Below are 16,664 nucleotides of genomic sequence, written 5' to 3' on the forward strand. Positions count from 1 at the left end.
AGGAACACTACCAACATGGAATTATCACTAGCTTTGCAAGCCGCCAATATCGCTTTATGGGCGATTGATAAGGTTTCTGGTGGAGCATTAGAGAAAGCTGGCGCAGATGTTTTAGAGTTTCTGACAAAAAGATTTCAAGGCAAACTTCAAATTAGAGGGACTAAACCAGAACTTTTAGGATCTGCAATTTTAAGTGAAGCAGAGTGGGATGAAGAGTTTCGGAAAAACCTTGAAAAGCTGGTAAATCAGTATCAGCAAATACAAAATACCTCTGTTGTGCAAAACACTGAATCGGGTGTAAATATTAATGTTGGAAATAATCCAGGTACAGTAATTGGGCAGCAGATAGGTCAGCAATTTTTTCGTTAACCAACTCTTTCTTGACCTAAAAAACTCAGATTTAGAATCTAATAGTAACTTCATTAGAAGACTTATCAACTACATTAAAGTAGTTAGCTTTTTGGTGTGTGCCCTGGTTTTTTGGTTTTTATTTGGTTGGCTAGCTGACTACTCCTTTCCCTTTGGTCAAGCCCTAGAGCTAATGTTGGCTTGCTTTCAGGGGACTATCTCAGCAAAGATAAATAGTTTGCAACAACAGTTACAAAGAACAGATGTAGTTTCTCAGCCAGACAATAAAAAACAAGTTCAAAAGCTCAATAACTTGGAGTCTCAAGCCTGGTTGTATGAGGGAATCTTAGAGCGTCTTGGTGCAGATCCTTATACCAATCATGAGAAAATCGCCAGAACACTTGAGGCCTTGGAATATAAAAGAAGCGAAATATTACAAGAATTAGAGCCTCGAAGGCCTAAAAGCTATCGTGTTCTAGCAGGGTTACAAGATTCTGTTCGTAATCTTTTAGCGAGTCAGGCTGAAATTGATTATGAGCAACTTCAGAAAATTGTCACTAATTTAGTTCTTTTTATAAGAAGTAGACAACCATCTCAAATCATAATCTCAGAAGCAATTAATAAATTAGCTACTGAAATAGCACAGAGTAAAGATAAAATCAGTCCTTATAGGTTGCGTCTGGCTTATAGAATTGACGAGCTAATGAGAATTCTGTCAGCCAAGTTAATTATAAATTCTAATACTTCTACAACTGATAGTGACTACCAATTGCTGGTCAATGAATTACGCTCTCGTATCAGTCTCTTGTCCCAAGAATTTAAAAATTTGCTCCAGTCTAGATACGAAGATCAAAACGAACTAAAGAAGCGTGTACAAGAAGTTGCAAACCTGACAAAAAATATTTCTGACCTTCATAGAGATATCTCAAATCGAGATGCAGATATAGCTGTTCTGAGAAATAATATTCAAAATTTAACAGAATCAATTCAAGACAAGCAAACTCAAGTAGATAGATTGCAACAATCAATTCGTAATTTACAAAAGGAAATTCAAGATTCGTCTGAATTTAATCAAAGGAGTCAAGATCAAATTAGCCAGTTACAGAAACAGCTATCTCATTTAAACCAACAAAAAATAAGTTTACAGAAAAGAATTGAGGATCTCACTGCTTATGCTTGCAACAAAGAGTCTGAAGTTGAAGGTTTACTCAAAGAAAAAACTCAGTTGAACTCCCAAAAGTTAGAGCTACAGAGACAAAATCAAGCTTTATCTCAAAATTATCAGCATCAACAAGATGTAATTGCTGGACTAAATCAACAGTTAGAGGATTTAACTAGAGCTAATCAAGCAAAATCTGACAAGCGATTTGCAACACAGGAGAGAATTTCAGAAGCAGAATATCAAACAATTGCTAATCAAGATGAGTATGAATATGTGAGTGGTTATACCAACAGCAGAAGCGGAAAATGGGTAGAACCTTATTACAGGAGCAAAAGGAGGCGTTAGTGCAATAGGAGCGATCGCTATTTTTCTTTTTTCTTATTCATGACTCATATTTTATGAATATTTACTCTCTTAATCCTTGTTCTTTCAATAACATATGCATCCATTCTCTATCTTTTACCAATAAATCCGGTACAGGAGGTTGATTATAATCTAAAGTCAAATCAAATCCGGCTTGTTCATATATTTCTAATAATAATTTCTGTAACGTCTCGCTCGCTGGTTTTCATTCATCGTGCAAGACGCTCGCTGGTGTTCATTCATCGTGCAAGATGCTCGCTGGTGTTCATTCATCGTGCAAGATGCTCGCACTACAGAATTTGGGTAATTTATTTTTTGTAAGTCCCTAATTATGAGGTGGGAGCGTCAACAAATTGATATGGTACTGTTCAGCATCGCTTTCAATGCGGATAAATTCGGTTAATGGATTGTATATATCAAAATTTTGGAGATTTTTCTCTCGATTGTGAGAATTCTCTAAATAAGTTAGAGCTAATGTAGAAGTGACATAAATGTTGCCATGTTGTTTGAACCCGGCGATTAATTCAGCTTCTGGTGGATAATCTTTAACTAAACGTTCGGCTAGATATCCTTTTAAAATTATGCCTCTTAAGCCTGTTTCTTTGTACCCTTCTTTAGCGATCGCTAATGATATATCATCAGGATTGCGATGCTGTAAATTCTCGTAATCCTCAAAAACCGGGCAAAAAATCTTCATTAGCTTTTTCACTGGATTTTTAACTGTCCCGTAGTTGGAATCTTGCTGTTTTCTTCGCTTCGATTCACCCATGCTAGCTAGCTCCTCATTATTGCTAAAATTCTCATTGTTTTGACTCAAGAAAGTACAAAATGCTTAAAAATAGGTAATTGCAGTCAGTAGAGTTAATTCCCCGTTGTAATTACTAAATTCAAGCATTACCTTGTACTTGCTTTGCCATTGAATCTTAATTCTTGATTTTTGATTTGGCAATAAATCAGAGAAACTAGCTAAACTTTACTCTCTACAGGTTGTTGCACAACATCGGTTACAGCCAATTTTCTACCATAGTTAATTGCTATTAAACCTGTGACATTCATAAACAAACTGTAAATCGCCGCAGGTATTGCCATATCGGGATTGTTGAGTAAGCCTGCGGTAATGGCGATCGCAAGTGTACCATTTTGAATGCCCACTTCAATGGCAATGCAGATTTGCTGGGCAGAATTGAGGTTAAATAATTTGCTGATATAATATCCGACTATCATACCAGTAGTATTTAACAACACTACACCTACACCAACTTGCATAATAAAGCCGGGTAGATTACTCCACTCACGAATAATCAGTATCAGAATAATAAGCGCCAGAAAGCCAACTGCTAGGCGGTTAGTGACTTTTTCTAGACGACGGGCGATTTCGGGAAATATTTGCCGCACAGTCATTCCTAAGCCAATGGGCAAAAGTGTCATCAAGAAAACTTGTAATATTGTGGCACCAATGGGTAATGCGATCGCGGCAGTTTTGCCAATAAAGTGTTGGTAGGCAAGATTTCCTAATATGGGAATTGTAAATACTGTAATTACACTGCTAAAAGCTGTCAAAGTAACTGAAAGAGCAACATCACCTTTAGCCAAAAATGTAATTACATTAGAAGATACGCCACCAGGACAAAGTGCGATTACCATTAACCCCATAGCAATTGTAGGTTGCATGGGTACGAGTGTGGCTATGAGAAAACCGATAACAGGTAAAAAAATTAACTGACTAATTAAGCCAATTAAAACAGCTTTTGGATACTTCTTTACACGTTGAAAATCTTCGGGTACTAGAGACAAACCCATTCCTAGCATGATAATTGCTAAGGCAACAGGTAAAGCAACAGCAGTAAAAAAGCTTGCTTGCATAATCAATTTTGGATTAATTAGACAAAATTGATAATATCAGAATATTTCTACGTATAGCGGTGCAATTTTAAGATAAATGGCGGGGGGTGTCATTTGTCATTGGTCATTTGTCATTGGTCATTTGTCATTTGTTATTGGTTGGCGATACATCAATATATTCTAGAGGGCAAGGCAGTGCCTTGCCCCTACAATTTGTCGTATTCTTTTTTTAATTGGTATTAATTGCAGGCCTGTTGAAAATTTATAAAAAATTAGTTCGTAGTCAGGAATTTAATTCTGTATTTTGCAGCGCAAAAATCCTGATTACGAACTTAAAAAATTAATGCTCTTTTGCATTAATTAGAAATAGAATTAAATTTCATTCTTACCAAATATGCCTAAAGCTGTGGCAATACCTAATGCTGCAACTGCTAATGCACCCCATTTCAAGGGCGGATTTTTATCCAAATTATCTAAAAAACTGGGTATGGACAAGTTTCTAAAATCTCCCTCAACTTTGTCATAGCCGGAAATTGGCTCAAAAACATTGTTGGGTGCGTCGGCTGATTTTGGCTCATTGGTACGCTGTCCTTGAAATGCGATCGCTAATAATAGAGAATCAGCTAAGGCTGGCGAAACTCGTTGCACTAAATCTAAGATTTTCCCCGCATCCCCCACGACAAAATCACGGGTGGGATGTTCAGCTGCGTAAAGAATGGCATCGCTAACCAAACTCGGCTGATAATATGGCGGTACTCCTGTCGGTTTCACCCCTAATTTGGTACGAACTTTATTGTAGTAAGGGGTATTAATTGTTGCCGGCAGTATGGATGTGACAGCAATCGGCCATTTTTCGTGTTGTAACTCTACCCGCAACGCATCCAGAAATCCTTCTAAACCATGCTTGGCTGTCGAATAGGGACTTTGTAAAGGCAAACTCCGCCTTCCTTCCATTGAGGAAATATGAATTAATGCTCCCCTTCCCTCTTGTTTTATATGGGGTAAGGCTGCCATTGCTCCGTATACCTGTCCCATTAAGGTAACATCTACAACTCTAGCAAACTCCTCTGGTGTAATTTTTTCAAAAGGAGCAATCACACCTGTAGCAGCCGTATGCACCCAAGTATCGAGGCGTCCGTATTCTGCTACAGTTTTATCTGCGATCGCTTTTACTTGCTGAAAATCACTGACATCGGCAATTACATAGGTGGCTTCACCGCCCAAATTGCGGATCTCAGCCACCAAAGACTGTAATCCTGGTTCGCTACGAGCAGCAACTACCACCTTCGCGCCCCGTTCTGCAAATTTTACTGCTGTATCCCGCCCAATCCCACTGGAAGCCCCAACGATAGCTACCACCTGCTGCCCAATTGATTTTAATTGCATGGTTAATCATTCTTAACACCTTCCCTTCAATCAATAGGCGCGATTTGTGCTTAGTTCATCTCTCGCTGGGCTTAGGCTGAATTGGGCAGGGGGCAGGAGACAAAGGGGACAAGGGGGACAAGGGGGACAAGGAGGACAAATGATAATTGTACGGGAGCATATGGACTTCCAAATAAAAAAATATACAACTATTTATTGTGGGGTGGGCGTCTCGCCCGCCCATAGTCAAAGGCGGGCAAGACTTCGGCGTGAGCGCTCAGTCGAACGCTGCCCACCCCACAATATTGGATAATTTATTTCTTGGAAGTCCCTTACCAATTTTGACGCAATACCCTAGAAGGGTATTGCTATACCAACAAAGCCTGCCAAGGCAGGCTAAAAGTTTGATAGCCTGCCTTGGCAGGCTTCGTATTTCTAGCCCCACCCTTATAGGGTGAGGGCGTTTTTGCACATTTGGGATGCTCCCAATTGTACAGACAAGGGTTATCGCGTCCTCACAAATGACTATTGACTATTGACTATTGACTATTGACTATTGACTATTGACTAATCTCTCCACAAAGCTATGCCGCCTAATAAACCTGTAATATTAGGAATGAGTTTGACATTTAGGGGTAGCTGGAGATTTACGCGGACGGCTTCACCACCGCCGATATAAAGGCAATCATAATTAAATAAATGTTCGAGAGATGCGATCGCTTTTTGTAAGCGTCGATTCCATTTTTTATCGCCAATTTTTTCTAACTCCGCCCGCCCTAGTTGTTCTTCGTAAGTCTCGCCTTTGCGGAACTTATGATGCCCCATTTCCATATTCGGGACTAGCTTACCATCGACAAATAAGGCGGAACCAAATCCTGTACCCAAGGTAATTACTAATTCCACACCTTTACCTGCGATCGCACCTAGCCCTTGCATATCGGCATCATTAATTACCCGTACAGGTTTATTTAATTTATTTGCTAAGGCTGTTTGAAAATCAAAACCGATCCAATCCCGGTCTAAATTTACCGCAGTTTCCGTGACTCCGTGGCGTACCACACCCGGAAAACCCACAGAAACGCGATGAAATTCACCTTGATTAGCTGCTAAAACAGCAATGGCATTAATTACTGTGTCTGGTTTCGCTGGTTGGGGTGTTTCTAAACGCCCCCTTTCGGTTACAGGTTGTCCTGTAACATCTAAAACCAAAGCTTTGACACCACTACCACCAATATCTACTGATAGAGTGCGAATTGAGCCATTATCTTCCACCATTGCCATATCTCCCAGCTATGTTGTGCTACTTGGTTATTATGCTCTCCTGTTTTTGATTTACGTGCAGAAGTTTTGATAGTCTTCACAAGTGAATAGGGGCTAGGGGCTAGGGGCTAGGGGCTAGGCAAGGGAGACCAATGACAACAATTGTAGAGACGCGATTCATCGCGTCTTTGCCGATTCATCGCGTCTTTGCCGATTCATCGCGTCTTTGCCGATTCATCGCGTCTTTGCCGATTCATCGCGTCTTTGCCGATTCATCGCGTCTTTGCCCAATGCCCCATGCCCAATGCCCCATGCCCAATGCCCCATGCCCCATGCCCTAAACTGTCAACGTTGCTAGTGCTTTTTCTACAGCTTGCAAGGCTGTATTAACTTCTGCTTCTGTGACAATTAATGGTGGTACAAACCGCAGAACTTTTGGCCCTGCTGGTACAAGTAATACACCTTCAGCGATCGCAACTTTGACAATTTCAGCTGCTGTTAGCTGAATATCCGCTTGCAATTCCATACCATTAATTAAGCCCCAGCCGCGAACATCGGCGATAAGATGAGGATTTTTAGCAGCGATCGCATTTAAGCCCTCACGTAGTTGTTCGCCTCGCTGTTGCACATTCTCTAAGATATTTTCTTTCTCTAAAGTCTGGCAGACACTCAAGGCGACTCCGCAAGCAAAGGGATTACCGCCAAAGGTGCTGGCGTGTTCTCCTGGTTGGAAGACATCGCAGAATTTTTTACTCATCATGGCACCGATGGGGATACCACCACCTAATCCTTTAGCGCTGGTGAAAATATCCGGTTCTACGCCAAGAGTTTCATAACCCCATAATTTACCCGTGCGTCCCATTCCTACTTGCACTTCGTCAAAAATCAACAAAACGCCGGTTTCGTCGCAAATTTGCCGCAGTTTTTGGAAGTAAGCGCGATCGCCTGGACGCACGCCGCCTTCTCCTTGTAATGGTTCTAATAATATTGCTGCTACGCGATAATCGCCTTCATCAAGTTCGCTAATTGCCGCTTCTATAGCGCCAATATCGTTGTAAGGCACATAATGAAACCCAGGAACCAAGGGATCGAAGTATTTTTGATACTTGGGTTGCCCTGTAGCCGTAATTGTGGCTAAAGTCCGGCCGTGAAAACTAGCATTAGCGGTTAAAATAATTGGTCGTTCAATTTCTAAGACAGTATGGGCGTATTTCCGCGCCAGTTTAATTGCTGCTTCGTTAGCTTCCGCCCCAGAATTACAGAAAAATACGCGATCGGCGCAGGAATGTTGAATCAGCCATTGTGCCAATTCACCCTGTTCGCGAATGTAGTACAAATTAGACACGTGATGCAGCTTTTGGATTTGCCGCGTCACTGCTTCTACCATAGCTGGGTGGGCATGTCCTAATGTACAAGTGGCAATTCCGGCTACAAAGTCGAGGTATTCTCGCCCTTCGCTATCCCAAACCCTGCATCCTGCACCCCGTTCTAAGGCTAGGGGAAATCGAGCATAAGTAGACATCACCGCTTCATCAAAGCTGTTGGCATCAAAAGGGGTTGATGACAACGAATCTGGCTTTGGGGGGTTGGTGGCTGCTTCAACTAAACTTTGTATGCTCACTACCGCTCCTTAAGAAAATCTTTAATCGTATAGTTATCTACTAGTGTCGTAGAAATTTCTCAAAAATTTCGACTATTTTTTAGAACTCATGATTTTATAATTTTTAGATTGACAAAAATCTTAAAATATGATTAAGGAATTTAAGTATTCAATCTTGATTTTCCCACACTTTTTAGACAATGCCTCACCTTAAGTGCCCTTGAAACCCACACAAGGAAGGGCGGGGTAACCCCGCCCCTACCAAAATATTAATTACCTATCAAAACGCGGATTGGTATGACAAATGACTATTGTACAGACGCGATTAATCGCGTCTCTGACCATTGACCATTGACCATTGACCATTGACATTTTCTCATCAATCGCAGAGGTAAAAAAATTGTGTACTTAATACCTGAGCAAAAATATCAACGTATTCAAAAGGAGTTGATACTAGCAACGATCGCGCTTTGCTGTGTTTTCTTGCTTGGGACTTTATGGTACTGTTTGGTTGAGGGTTGGTCATGGGAAGATGCTGCTTACATGACGGTGATTACCTTGGCTACAGTCGGATATGGTGAGACTAATCCCCTTGGCAATCGCGGCAGATTATTTACTATTGCTTTAATTTTGATGGGTGTAATCAATATTGGTTACATTGTCAATTTATTTACACAAGCAGTTATTGAAGGCTACTTTCAAGAAGGAATTCGCATCAGGCAACAGAGGCGGTTAATGGAATCCTTATCGGGACATTATATTATTTGTGGATTTAGTCGGACGGGACGCCAAATCGCCAAAGAATTTCGGGCGGAAGGTGTATCTTTCATCGTCATTGATTCCGAAGTGGAATCTGTGCAAAGGGCACAAACTGAAGGTTACATAGTATACCAAGGTGATGCAACGTTAGATGAATCGCTGTTAAGAGTTGGCATAGAACGGGCGATTTGTATTGTCGCCGCACTTCCTTCTGATGCGGAAAATTTATACACAGTATTATCAGCAAAAACTCTGAATCCCGGCATTAGAGCGATCGCCAGAGCTAGTACGGAAGAAGCGTTACAAAAGTTACAACGCGGTGGTGCTGATGCTGTCATTTCTCCTTATATTACAGGCGGAAAGCGAATGGCAGCAGCAGCCCTCAGACCGCAAATTTTAGATTTTGTTGATGGTATACTTTCTGGTTCAGACCGCCAATTGTACATGGAAGAATTTCTCCTAGAACCAGCTTACTGTCCTTTTGTCGGACAAACTCTACAAAAAGCCAAATTGCGATCGCAAACCGGCGCTTTAGTTTTAGCAATTCGCCGCACCGATGGTAACTTGATTGGCGGCCCCACAGGTGACACAGTATTAATGCCAGGTGATACCCTCATTTGCATGGGTACAGCCGAACAATTGCGTAGTCTCAATCAAATTCTCGGCCCCATAGTTTCCCAAAAGTTGCGGAAACCGAAGCAAAGCTGATGCATTCAGCCGTAAAGGTAGGGTTGCAGAGTGCAAGTGTTAAGGGGAAAGATATTCACAGCTGTAGGCGTGGATTAAGCCAGATATTTGTGAATAATTGGCTCTTACAGCAGTTTTAATGCATTTGAACCACAATCGTAGTAAGGGCACGGCACCCTAAATCTTCTCGTATATACAATAATCTTACTGGTGCCGTGCCCCTACAGTGTGGTCTATTTACCTAAAAATTGCTGTAATCTGTAAACCATCTTCATGCATACACAAAGTGTGGGTAGCAATTCTTTCAAATCATCCCTTAACTATGCAAACTGCTATTTTTAATGTGCAAATAAAAAAAGGTTTGGCTGGTTACCAGACCTATATATAAATCCAGTGCATAACAACATCCCGATTTAATCTACTGTTTATTTTTAGGTTTGACATCTTCCTCTAGGATGTGTTCAAATCCAAAAACAGATGATAGTACCTAAATCAAAATTACAATAGGCACTAGGAAAAAGAGATTTTCTTGCATCATTATCCTGAGATTGTCGAGAAATTGACAAACGAAAATAAAATCGCATTATTCAGAATATGTAAATAATATTACCTATGCTAATTCGACAATTAACTAAATTTTAACTAGTACACCTCGGCGTAAATAAGCAGACCGTTTAAAATACAGTATATTTCAGGTAAATGAGGTATGCACTTCGGGGCATGGCAGTGCCAGTGCCCCTACAATCAACGATAATCTGTACCTCACTAACTGGTAATCTGCTGTAGGTAAAAATCTTGTAAGATAATAGTTCTTTCTTTTGACTTTTGACTTTTGACTTTTGACTTTTGACTTTTGACTTTTGCCTTGTCGTACTAGATTGATATCAAAAGAATCTCCAAGAAATTACGCAAAATAAAAGACGGGAATTATCCCGCCAAGATAGCTTGAAAGAGGTAATACACCTTGGACTCTGAAAAAAATACACAGCGAATTAAATAGGTTGTCAGAATTATTAAGGGTGCAAACATAAATAACCATTAGTTGTTCATTATTTCCTGTTTAAACCCCAGTTTATTCCTGACAAGCTTTATGAAAATAGCATAGCTAAATTTTGGTAAGTTGCCAAAATGCCAAATCGTAAAAATGTAAAAAAGCAAAAAGACGGGTGCGGCCCCGTCTTCTGTATATGAGTGTAAACATCTTGGTAATAATTGCAATATATCAAGTAAGTTTTGGGGATAGTTGCCAAAATGCCAAAGGGTTAAATTTACAACAAATCTCTTGATTGTCTTGCTATTTTGACAAGTTATATTTAATATCAGAAATTCCGTAATGATATTGCTAACATAAAATTCAATAAGGTTCAGTCAAGGATAAATTTAGATTGGTTTGAGGAACGTAGACGCGGAGCGGTGAGGCAGTGCGCCCTTGCGGTTCCCCGACTTGTTCGCTAAAAGCGTTCCCGAAGGGTAGCGACGTACTCCTTCGGAGAAGCAAGCTATGCGTAGCGTCTCCCGCAGGGCTTCCCGTAGGTTAACCCAACATTTTCGGCGATTTGTTGGGTTTACACACAGTAAGCCCAACCTACATCTACATCATATTTTTTGTGAACTGGTATTAGATATTGCTAACATAAAATTAAGCGCAGTAAAGTCATTTCAGTAATTTAGTCATTTGCCAAATCATAATCATAGCAAGCACAACCATGAATACTTTAGAAAACGCTCAATTGATTCTGGAAACTGGTAAAACTACAAAAGAAGAGGCTTTACAGTTATTTGATCGGCTTGAACCAGTTAATTTAGAATTTATGTTTGGACGTTGGCAAGGATCTGGCTTGCATACAGATCATCCAATGGATGGTTTATTAGAAATTTCTAATTGGTATGGGAAAGAATTTGTCGATGCGGAAAATGTGCATCCATTGTTATTTTTAAATAATCGGGGAAAAATCTTTAAGGTTGCGCCTAAGGCTAATTTAATGAACTGGGTATTGAAATTGCCGATTCCTAGAAATGATTCATTAAAACCTTTGTTAGGCTGGATGAATTCTTTACTGAAAACTGAGAAACCTCAAGCTAGACTGCGGATGATGGAGTATCGAGGAAAAGTGACTGCGACGATGGTTTATGATTATTTGCCGATTAATGATTCCTTTCGCAAAGTAGATGAGAATACTGTGTTAGGAATTATGGATTATAAAAACATCAATCAACCTTTCTTTTTCGTTCTCAGACGATGCATTTAATTGTTATTCAGATTGGCTAATACCAATTCAAATAATCTTGGCGACACATTAAAATATTCTAGAGGGCATGGCAGTGCCAGTGCCCCTACAATCTGGCGCATTCTTTTTGCTAATTGGTATAAAGTAAAGAAATTTACTGATTCATATCACATAAAAAAACTCTCCCGTCAACCTGTATTTGACGGGAGTATTTCAATTAATTCAAAAAAGTTGTTGATTAAAAAAGTTGGGATTTAAATCTACAGGAAATAACAAAGTTTCACTGGCTGACTCCTGCTGGGCTTGCTGAGAAATTTCGATTGCTTTTGCTAAACGACAGTATTTAATCGGTATCCATTCTCCATCGGAGAAGAAATATATGACAACTCTGTGATTTAGGTATTGTTCTAAAGGAAGTGGAAGACTCCAGTTGGAAATCACCATCTATTTCTTGAGGAATATATCTACTAAGCATTGCATTATCAATTGCTTGATTTCTTCCTCATCCTATTTAGATAAAGCGATCATTCTTGACTGTCTCTAGTTAGGTTCCTATTTACTACCAAAGTTATAATCATCTAATTGAAAATTTAAAGTATTGTTGTAACACTACAATCTGTCTGATGCTTTTTTTCAATTGGTGTTAGTTTTAAAATCAAATAGTCAACCAATTTTGGATTTTGGATTTTAGATTTTAGATTGACCTCTCCCTATAAGGAAGAGGCTTGCAGGAACGATTTCTTTTTATTTTCATCTCCCTAAAGGGAGAGGCTTGTAACCTTTTTTAGATTCTAGATTTTAGATTTAATCCAAAATCCAAAATCTAAAATCTAAAATTTTTTCGGTCATCTTATATAGGATTCATATTTGATTTTTGAACAAAATATTTCAGGTAAATGAGGTACGCGCTTCGGGGCATGGCAGTGCCAATGCCCCTACAATGAACGATTATCTGTACCTCACCAACTTGCAATTTGCACTCATTAGCGATCGCATTTTGTTGACAGTGCAAATATCAACTAATAAATGTAATCCCTGGAGTTGTCGCCGTAAAACTCACATCCTCAGCCACAGCAATTACATCACCGAAAGCAGGCGCACCATAGAAAATGACCGTATCTAAAGTAGATGAGTTATTAGTTAAAGTACCAGTAGTAAACTTTTGCTGCACAAACGTGTAATCGCTGGCTACACCGCGCAGAATTAGTTTTTCGCCATCGATGACAGAGAAGTCTGTGATAATTGCATGACCAGCTTGACGATAGGAATCATTGAGCGAGAAAGTATCAACAGATTGAACACCGTTTAATGCAGAACCGCCAGATAAAGTATCTATTTCGCCGGTATTAAAGCCACCGCTACCAAGCAGGGTATCATTACCTACACCACCAGCAATACTATCATTGCCAAGACTGGCATCTAAGCGATCGTTACCTGCACCACCGTTGAGATTATCATTGCCTAATCCACCCAATAGCGTATCGTTACCCTTACCGCCCAGCAGAACATCATTGCCATCGCGACCATTAAGAATTACATCTTGAAAAGCGCGATTAGCATCAATGCGATTGCTACCATTTCCGCCGTGAATTTCTACGGTTTCAATGCCTTCTAGGGTATCAGTACCTGTGGCTGAGTCATCTAGGTTTGTACCTATGGCAAACTTACCACCTTTGAGTTGGCTTTTACTTGGTTCGTTAACAAATGAGAACAGCTCAAAGTTATTGTCCCCATTTATGAATAAATAATCATCACCAGCGCCGCCAATGTAGCGATCGTCACCTGCTCCATCAAAAGCACTATCGACAAAAGTATCTCTACCTGTTCCACCTTGAACTAAGTCATTTCCCGCGCCACCTTCTAAATTATTATTGTCATTCCCGCCTATGAGAGTATCATTACCATCATTACCACGTAGGAAGTTAAATCCTGCACCACCGACGATGCTGTCATTACCGCTACCACCGTAAATCTGGTCTAAACCGCGACTACCGATAATGGTGTCGTTACCTTCATTACCAAAAAGAAAAGTTCTATCTGTCAACAAAGCTTGAGAAGCGTTAATCGTGTCATTACCAGAAGTACCAGTTAACCTAACTCTCTCAATCTCAGAAAACTGATGGATTAAATTACCCACAAATAGCTGATTATTAGTCAAGAAATAATTTGTGGCTCCCGCAACACGTAACTCATCATTACCAGCACCGCCAATTAAAGTATCGCCAACATCACCTATACCTGGAGATTGTCCGTTTTGGGCGAGAAGCAAATCGTTACCAGCACCACCATTAACGCGATTGTTTCCAGTTCCACCAGAAAGGGTATCGTTATCATCGCCACCGTTGAGAGTGTCGTTACCCGCGCCACCATCAAGGCTGTCTCTATTTAATCCCCCATCGAGGGAATCATTACCTAGTCCCCCAAATAAAGAATCATTGCCGAAATTGCCAATGAGAGTGTCGTTACCTCCACCACCATTTACAGAATCGTTACCAGCTAAAGCGTCAATTATATCGTTAGCTCCATCAGCAACAATTTTATCGTCGGCTTGGGTAATACTTCCACTAATAATCGCCATAATGTTTTATCTCCTTGAATTTGCCTAAAAATATGTCTCTGACTCTTATAGAGTTTGGATATTATTAGGTTGACTCTTGCTCGATGAAAGGTAAATGTGGATAATTTAAGGAGTTTGATAGACAAAGATTAAACAATAAAAAATCTTAAGTAAGATTAAGTCCTAATATTTAAGGAGACTCATCTGTGTAAAAATAAGCAATGTCTCGATTTTCGCTATTTCCAGATTGTTAAAGAAAAAATCTGGAATTTTAAAAATTCGAGTTGTAGCTAAATAAGCAAATAGTTGTAATTCATCCCTGAGCAATGGACTTTGAAACAGCATTCAAAATTTTAGATGCAGCAGTTGTTGCCCAGACTAAAAGACACTTGAAAGATATTGAAGTGGCAATACTTCGTAGTTCTTGGCAAGGGAAGAAATATGATGAGATTGCTCAAACTTATGGCTATACTACTGAATATCTCCAACATGATGTAGGGCCTAAGCTGTGGCAAATGTTGTCAGAAGCATTTGGAGAAAAGGTTAGTAAAAAGAATTTTCAAACAGCAGTGGAGCGACAAAGACTTTTACGCAATGGGGCAGTAACAAAGCAGTTAGAGACAATTATACAATCTGATGTGATGTTATCTTCACCCTTAACAGTAGAAACAACAACATCAAATTATCCAGGTTCTTCCAGCAATGCGTCAGAATTAATTGGTGTAAATAGCAATGCAGGAACCCAACTAAATACAGAGCTAGAATTCCCAGCAGGTCAAGTACCTTTAGCTTCTAAATTTTATATTGAACGTCCTCCCATTGAAGAACGTTGTTATCAAGAAATTTTGCAACCAGGTGCTTTAATTCGGATAAAAGCACCGGGACAAATGGGTAAAACTTCCCTGATGGCGAGGATGTTAGATGAAGCGCGAAAGCATGGTTATCAAACAGTATCTTTAAGCTTTCATTTAGCAGATAAAGCAGTTTTTACCAACTTAGATATATTTTTACGCTGGTTTTGCGAAAGTGTGGGCAGAAAATTAAAGCGATTGCCGCAATTAGATGATTATTGGAGCATTTATGGCAGTAAAGATAAAGCTACTGCTTATTTTGAAGAATGTTTGTTAGAAGAAATTGATAGCCCCTTAGTTATTAGTTTAGATGGTGTCGATCGCATTTTTCCCCATCGCGACATAGCCGAAGACTTTTTTAGCTTGTTACGCGCTTGGTATGAATATGCTAAATATGGCGATCGCAGTAGCGAATTATGGCAAAAACTCCGCTTAGTTTTGGTACATTCTAAGGAAGTATATATCCCCTTAAATATCAATCAATCGCCCTTTAACGTCGGCTTGAGCGTGGAATTACCAGAATTTACCTCAGAACAGGTGAAAATTCTCGTTGAGCGGCATCAGAGGCTAAATTGGACGGATGCCCAAGTAACACAACTGATGGAAATGGTAGGGGGACATCCTTATTTAGTCAGGCTCGCCCTTTATCACCTGCAACAGCAAGATATTACCCTAGAGCAGTTGTTACAAACAGCCCCAACAGAAGCGGGAATTTATAGCGATCATTTGCGATCGCATTTATGCAATCTCGAACCCCATGCGAATTTAGCCACAGCCTTTAACCAAGTTGTTAACAGTTCCTTACCAATAGAACTAGATTCAGAATCAGCTTTTAAATTGCATAGTATGGGTTTAGTAGTATATTCTCATGAAAATAAGGTAATACCAAGTTGCGACTTGTACCGCCAGTATTTTCAAAATCGCCTCAGTTAAAGGGCTAGATCCTAACAAGTGATCCCCCCTTGCTAGCCTGATAAAGGTAAGCCAGGGAGGATCTGTGAGAGATGATTCAATTAATTGCACTGTAGTATGACGTTAACTTGAAGTGCGATCGCGTGTACGACATCTCTCTTGAGTACACACAACTGCTAACTCTGAGTAATTTTGACTATCAACTAATCAAAATACCTCATCTTCGATACCTTGCCACCATTCGCCCAAGTTCATCATATCTTGGAAGATATCTTCTAATTCCTCAACATAAACTTCTTGAGGAATCTGGGATTGACGTTCTTGGAGTTTTTTCAGGCGCAGTTGCACTAACAGCCAAGGTTTAGCGATGCTATCCGTGGCTTCCATGTATCTAGCCAGTTGTCTGCTATCCATGATTTTTATATTTGTGATGAGGCCATTACTTTTTACGATACAAGACGTAGCCGTAAGTGACCATTTTTTCTGGATAGTTTAAGTAGGCGGGAGCATTCAATTAAAATGGGCATGGGGCATCCCTTCGACTTCCCTCAGGGCGAGTGGGCATTGGGCAGGGAAGGGGAACAAAAAATTGTACAGACAAGGGTTCATCGCGTCTCTAACAAATGACTTAGGGACTTACAAAAAATAAATTACCCATATTCCCTAGTAGTGCGAGCAGCGTTCGACTGAGCGCTCAGTCGAACGCTGCTCGCACTACAAATTTATTGGG

14 protein-coding genes and 1 pseudogene are annotated in these 16,664 nt (G+C 40.0%); 6 read left to right on the plus strand and 9 right to left on the minus strand.

The annotated features are described in order from the left end of the window. Positions 1-15 precede the first annotated feature (15 nt). Both AACW45_RS34450 and AACW45_RS34455 read left to right on the plus strand, forming a co-directional pair. Positions 16-369: a hypothetical protein gene (locus AACW45_RS34450; RefSeq protein WP_190637524.1), complete on the plus strand. Its 354-nt coding sequence runs from the start codon at positions 16-18 to the stop codon at positions 367-369. Between the two features lie 217 nt (positions 370-586). After that, the gene (locus AACW45_RS34455) at positions 587-1,855 is read left to right on the plus strand and encodes a hypothetical protein (RefSeq protein ID WP_190637526.1); all 1,269 of its coding nucleotides are present in this window, start codon (positions 587-589) and stop codon (positions 1,853-1,855) included. A 61-nt stretch (positions 1,856-1,916) separates the two neighbouring features. Here AACW45_RS34455 and AACW45_RS34460 read toward each other — a convergent pair. From AACW45_RS34460 to AACW45_RS34480, 5 genes and pseudogenes are all read right to left on the minus strand, one after another. After that, positions 1,917-2,048: pseudogene (locus tag AACW45_RS34460) on the minus strand (DUF4058 family protein); the annotation flags it as partial. Between the two features lie 150 nt (positions 2,049-2,198). After that, the gene (locus AACW45_RS34465) at positions 2,199-2,642 is read right to left on the minus strand and encodes a hypothetical protein (RefSeq protein ID WP_190637528.1); all 444 of its coding nucleotides are present in this window, start codon (positions 2,640-2,642) and stop codon (positions 2,199-2,201) included. Between the two features lie 197 nt (positions 2,643-2,839). Next, a complete protein-coding gene (locus AACW45_RS34470) occupies positions 2,840-3,736 on the minus strand; it encodes a bile acid:sodium symporter family protein (RefSeq protein WP_190637530.1) in 897 nt (298 codons plus the stop codon). Positions 3,737-4,087: 351 nt separating this feature from the next. Beyond that, positions 4,088-5,101, minus strand: coding sequence for an SDR family oxidoreductase (locus AACW45_RS34475; RefSeq protein WP_190637532.1), 1,014 nt, complete (start codon positions 5,099-5,101; stop codon positions 4,088-4,090). A gap of 546 nt (positions 5,102-5,647) precedes the next feature. Next, positions 5,648-6,355: an ROK family protein gene (locus AACW45_RS34480; protein WP_190637534.1), complete on the minus strand. Its 708-nt coding sequence runs from the start codon at positions 6,353-6,355 to the stop codon at positions 5,648-5,650. Positions 6,356-6,492: 137 nt separating this feature from the next. Between AACW45_RS34480 and AACW45_RS34485 the strand changes: the two genes are divergently transcribed. Then, positions 6,493-6,681 (plus strand): hypothetical protein, encoded by a 189-nt coding sequence (locus AACW45_RS34485; RefSeq protein WP_190637536.1) that lies wholly within the window; start codon positions 6,493-6,495, stop codon positions 6,679-6,681. On the opposite strand, the gene AACW45_RS34490 is transcribed toward AACW45_RS34485, so the two are convergent. After that, the gene (locus AACW45_RS34490; RefSeq protein ID WP_190637538.1) at positions 6,678-7,961 is read right to left on the minus strand and encodes an aspartate aminotransferase family protein; all 1,284 of its coding nucleotides are present in this window, start codon (positions 7,959-7,961) and stop codon (positions 6,678-6,680) included. The two genes, AACW45_RS34485 and AACW45_RS34490, sit on opposite strands and share 4 nt — an antisense overlap. A gap of 381 nt (positions 7,962-8,342) precedes the next feature. Between AACW45_RS34490 and AACW45_RS34495 the strand changes: the two genes are divergently transcribed. Together AACW45_RS34495 and AACW45_RS34500 are read left to right on the plus strand one after the other, a co-directional pair. Next, positions 8,343-9,407, plus strand: coding sequence for an NAD-binding protein (locus AACW45_RS34495; protein ID WP_190637540.1), 1,065 nt, complete (start codon positions 8,343-8,345; stop codon positions 9,405-9,407). A gap of 1,685 nt (positions 9,408-11,092) precedes the next feature. Beyond that, positions 11,093-11,635, plus strand: a complete 543-nt coding sequence (locus tag AACW45_RS34500) for a DUF4334 domain-containing protein (RefSeq protein WP_190637541.1) — start codon at positions 11,093-11,095, stop codon at positions 11,633-11,635. 201 nt (positions 11,636-11,836) lie between these two features. Here AACW45_RS34500 and AACW45_RS34505 read toward each other — a convergent pair whose 3' ends face one another. Beyond that, complete coding sequence (locus AACW45_RS34505) at positions 11,837-12,058, minus strand: hypothetical protein (protein WP_199331293.1); 222 nt, start codon at positions 12,056-12,058, stop codon at positions 11,837-11,839. Positions 12,059-12,629: 571 nt separating this feature from the next. Continuing rightward, positions 12,630-14,192 (minus strand): calcium-binding protein, encoded by a 1,563-nt coding sequence (locus AACW45_RS34510; protein ID WP_190637543.1) that lies wholly within the window; start codon positions 14,190-14,192, stop codon positions 12,630-12,632. Between the two features lie 305 nt (positions 14,193-14,497). Here AACW45_RS34510 and AACW45_RS34515 point away from each other — a divergent pair, with 305 nt between their 5' ends. Further along, the gene (locus AACW45_RS34515) at positions 14,498-15,955 is read left to right on the plus strand and encodes an AAA-like domain-containing protein (protein WP_190637545.1); all 1,458 of its coding nucleotides are present in this window, start codon (positions 14,498-14,500) and stop codon (positions 15,953-15,955) included. A gap of 186 nt (positions 15,956-16,141) precedes the next feature. On the opposite strand, the gene AACW45_RS34520 is transcribed toward AACW45_RS34515, so the two are convergent. Continuing rightward, on the minus strand, positions 16,142-16,348 hold the full coding sequence (locus tag AACW45_RS34520; protein ID WP_190637547.1) for a hypothetical protein: 207 nt from the start codon (positions 16,346-16,348) through the stop codon (positions 16,142-16,144). Between the last annotated feature and the right edge of the window lie 316 nt (positions 16,349-16,664).

It is taken from the genome of Calothrix sp. FACHB-168, assembly GCF_963889195.1.
Lineage (GTDB): Bacteria > Cyanobacteriota > Cyanobacteriia > Cyanobacteriales > Nostocaceae > Aulosira > Aulosira anomala_A.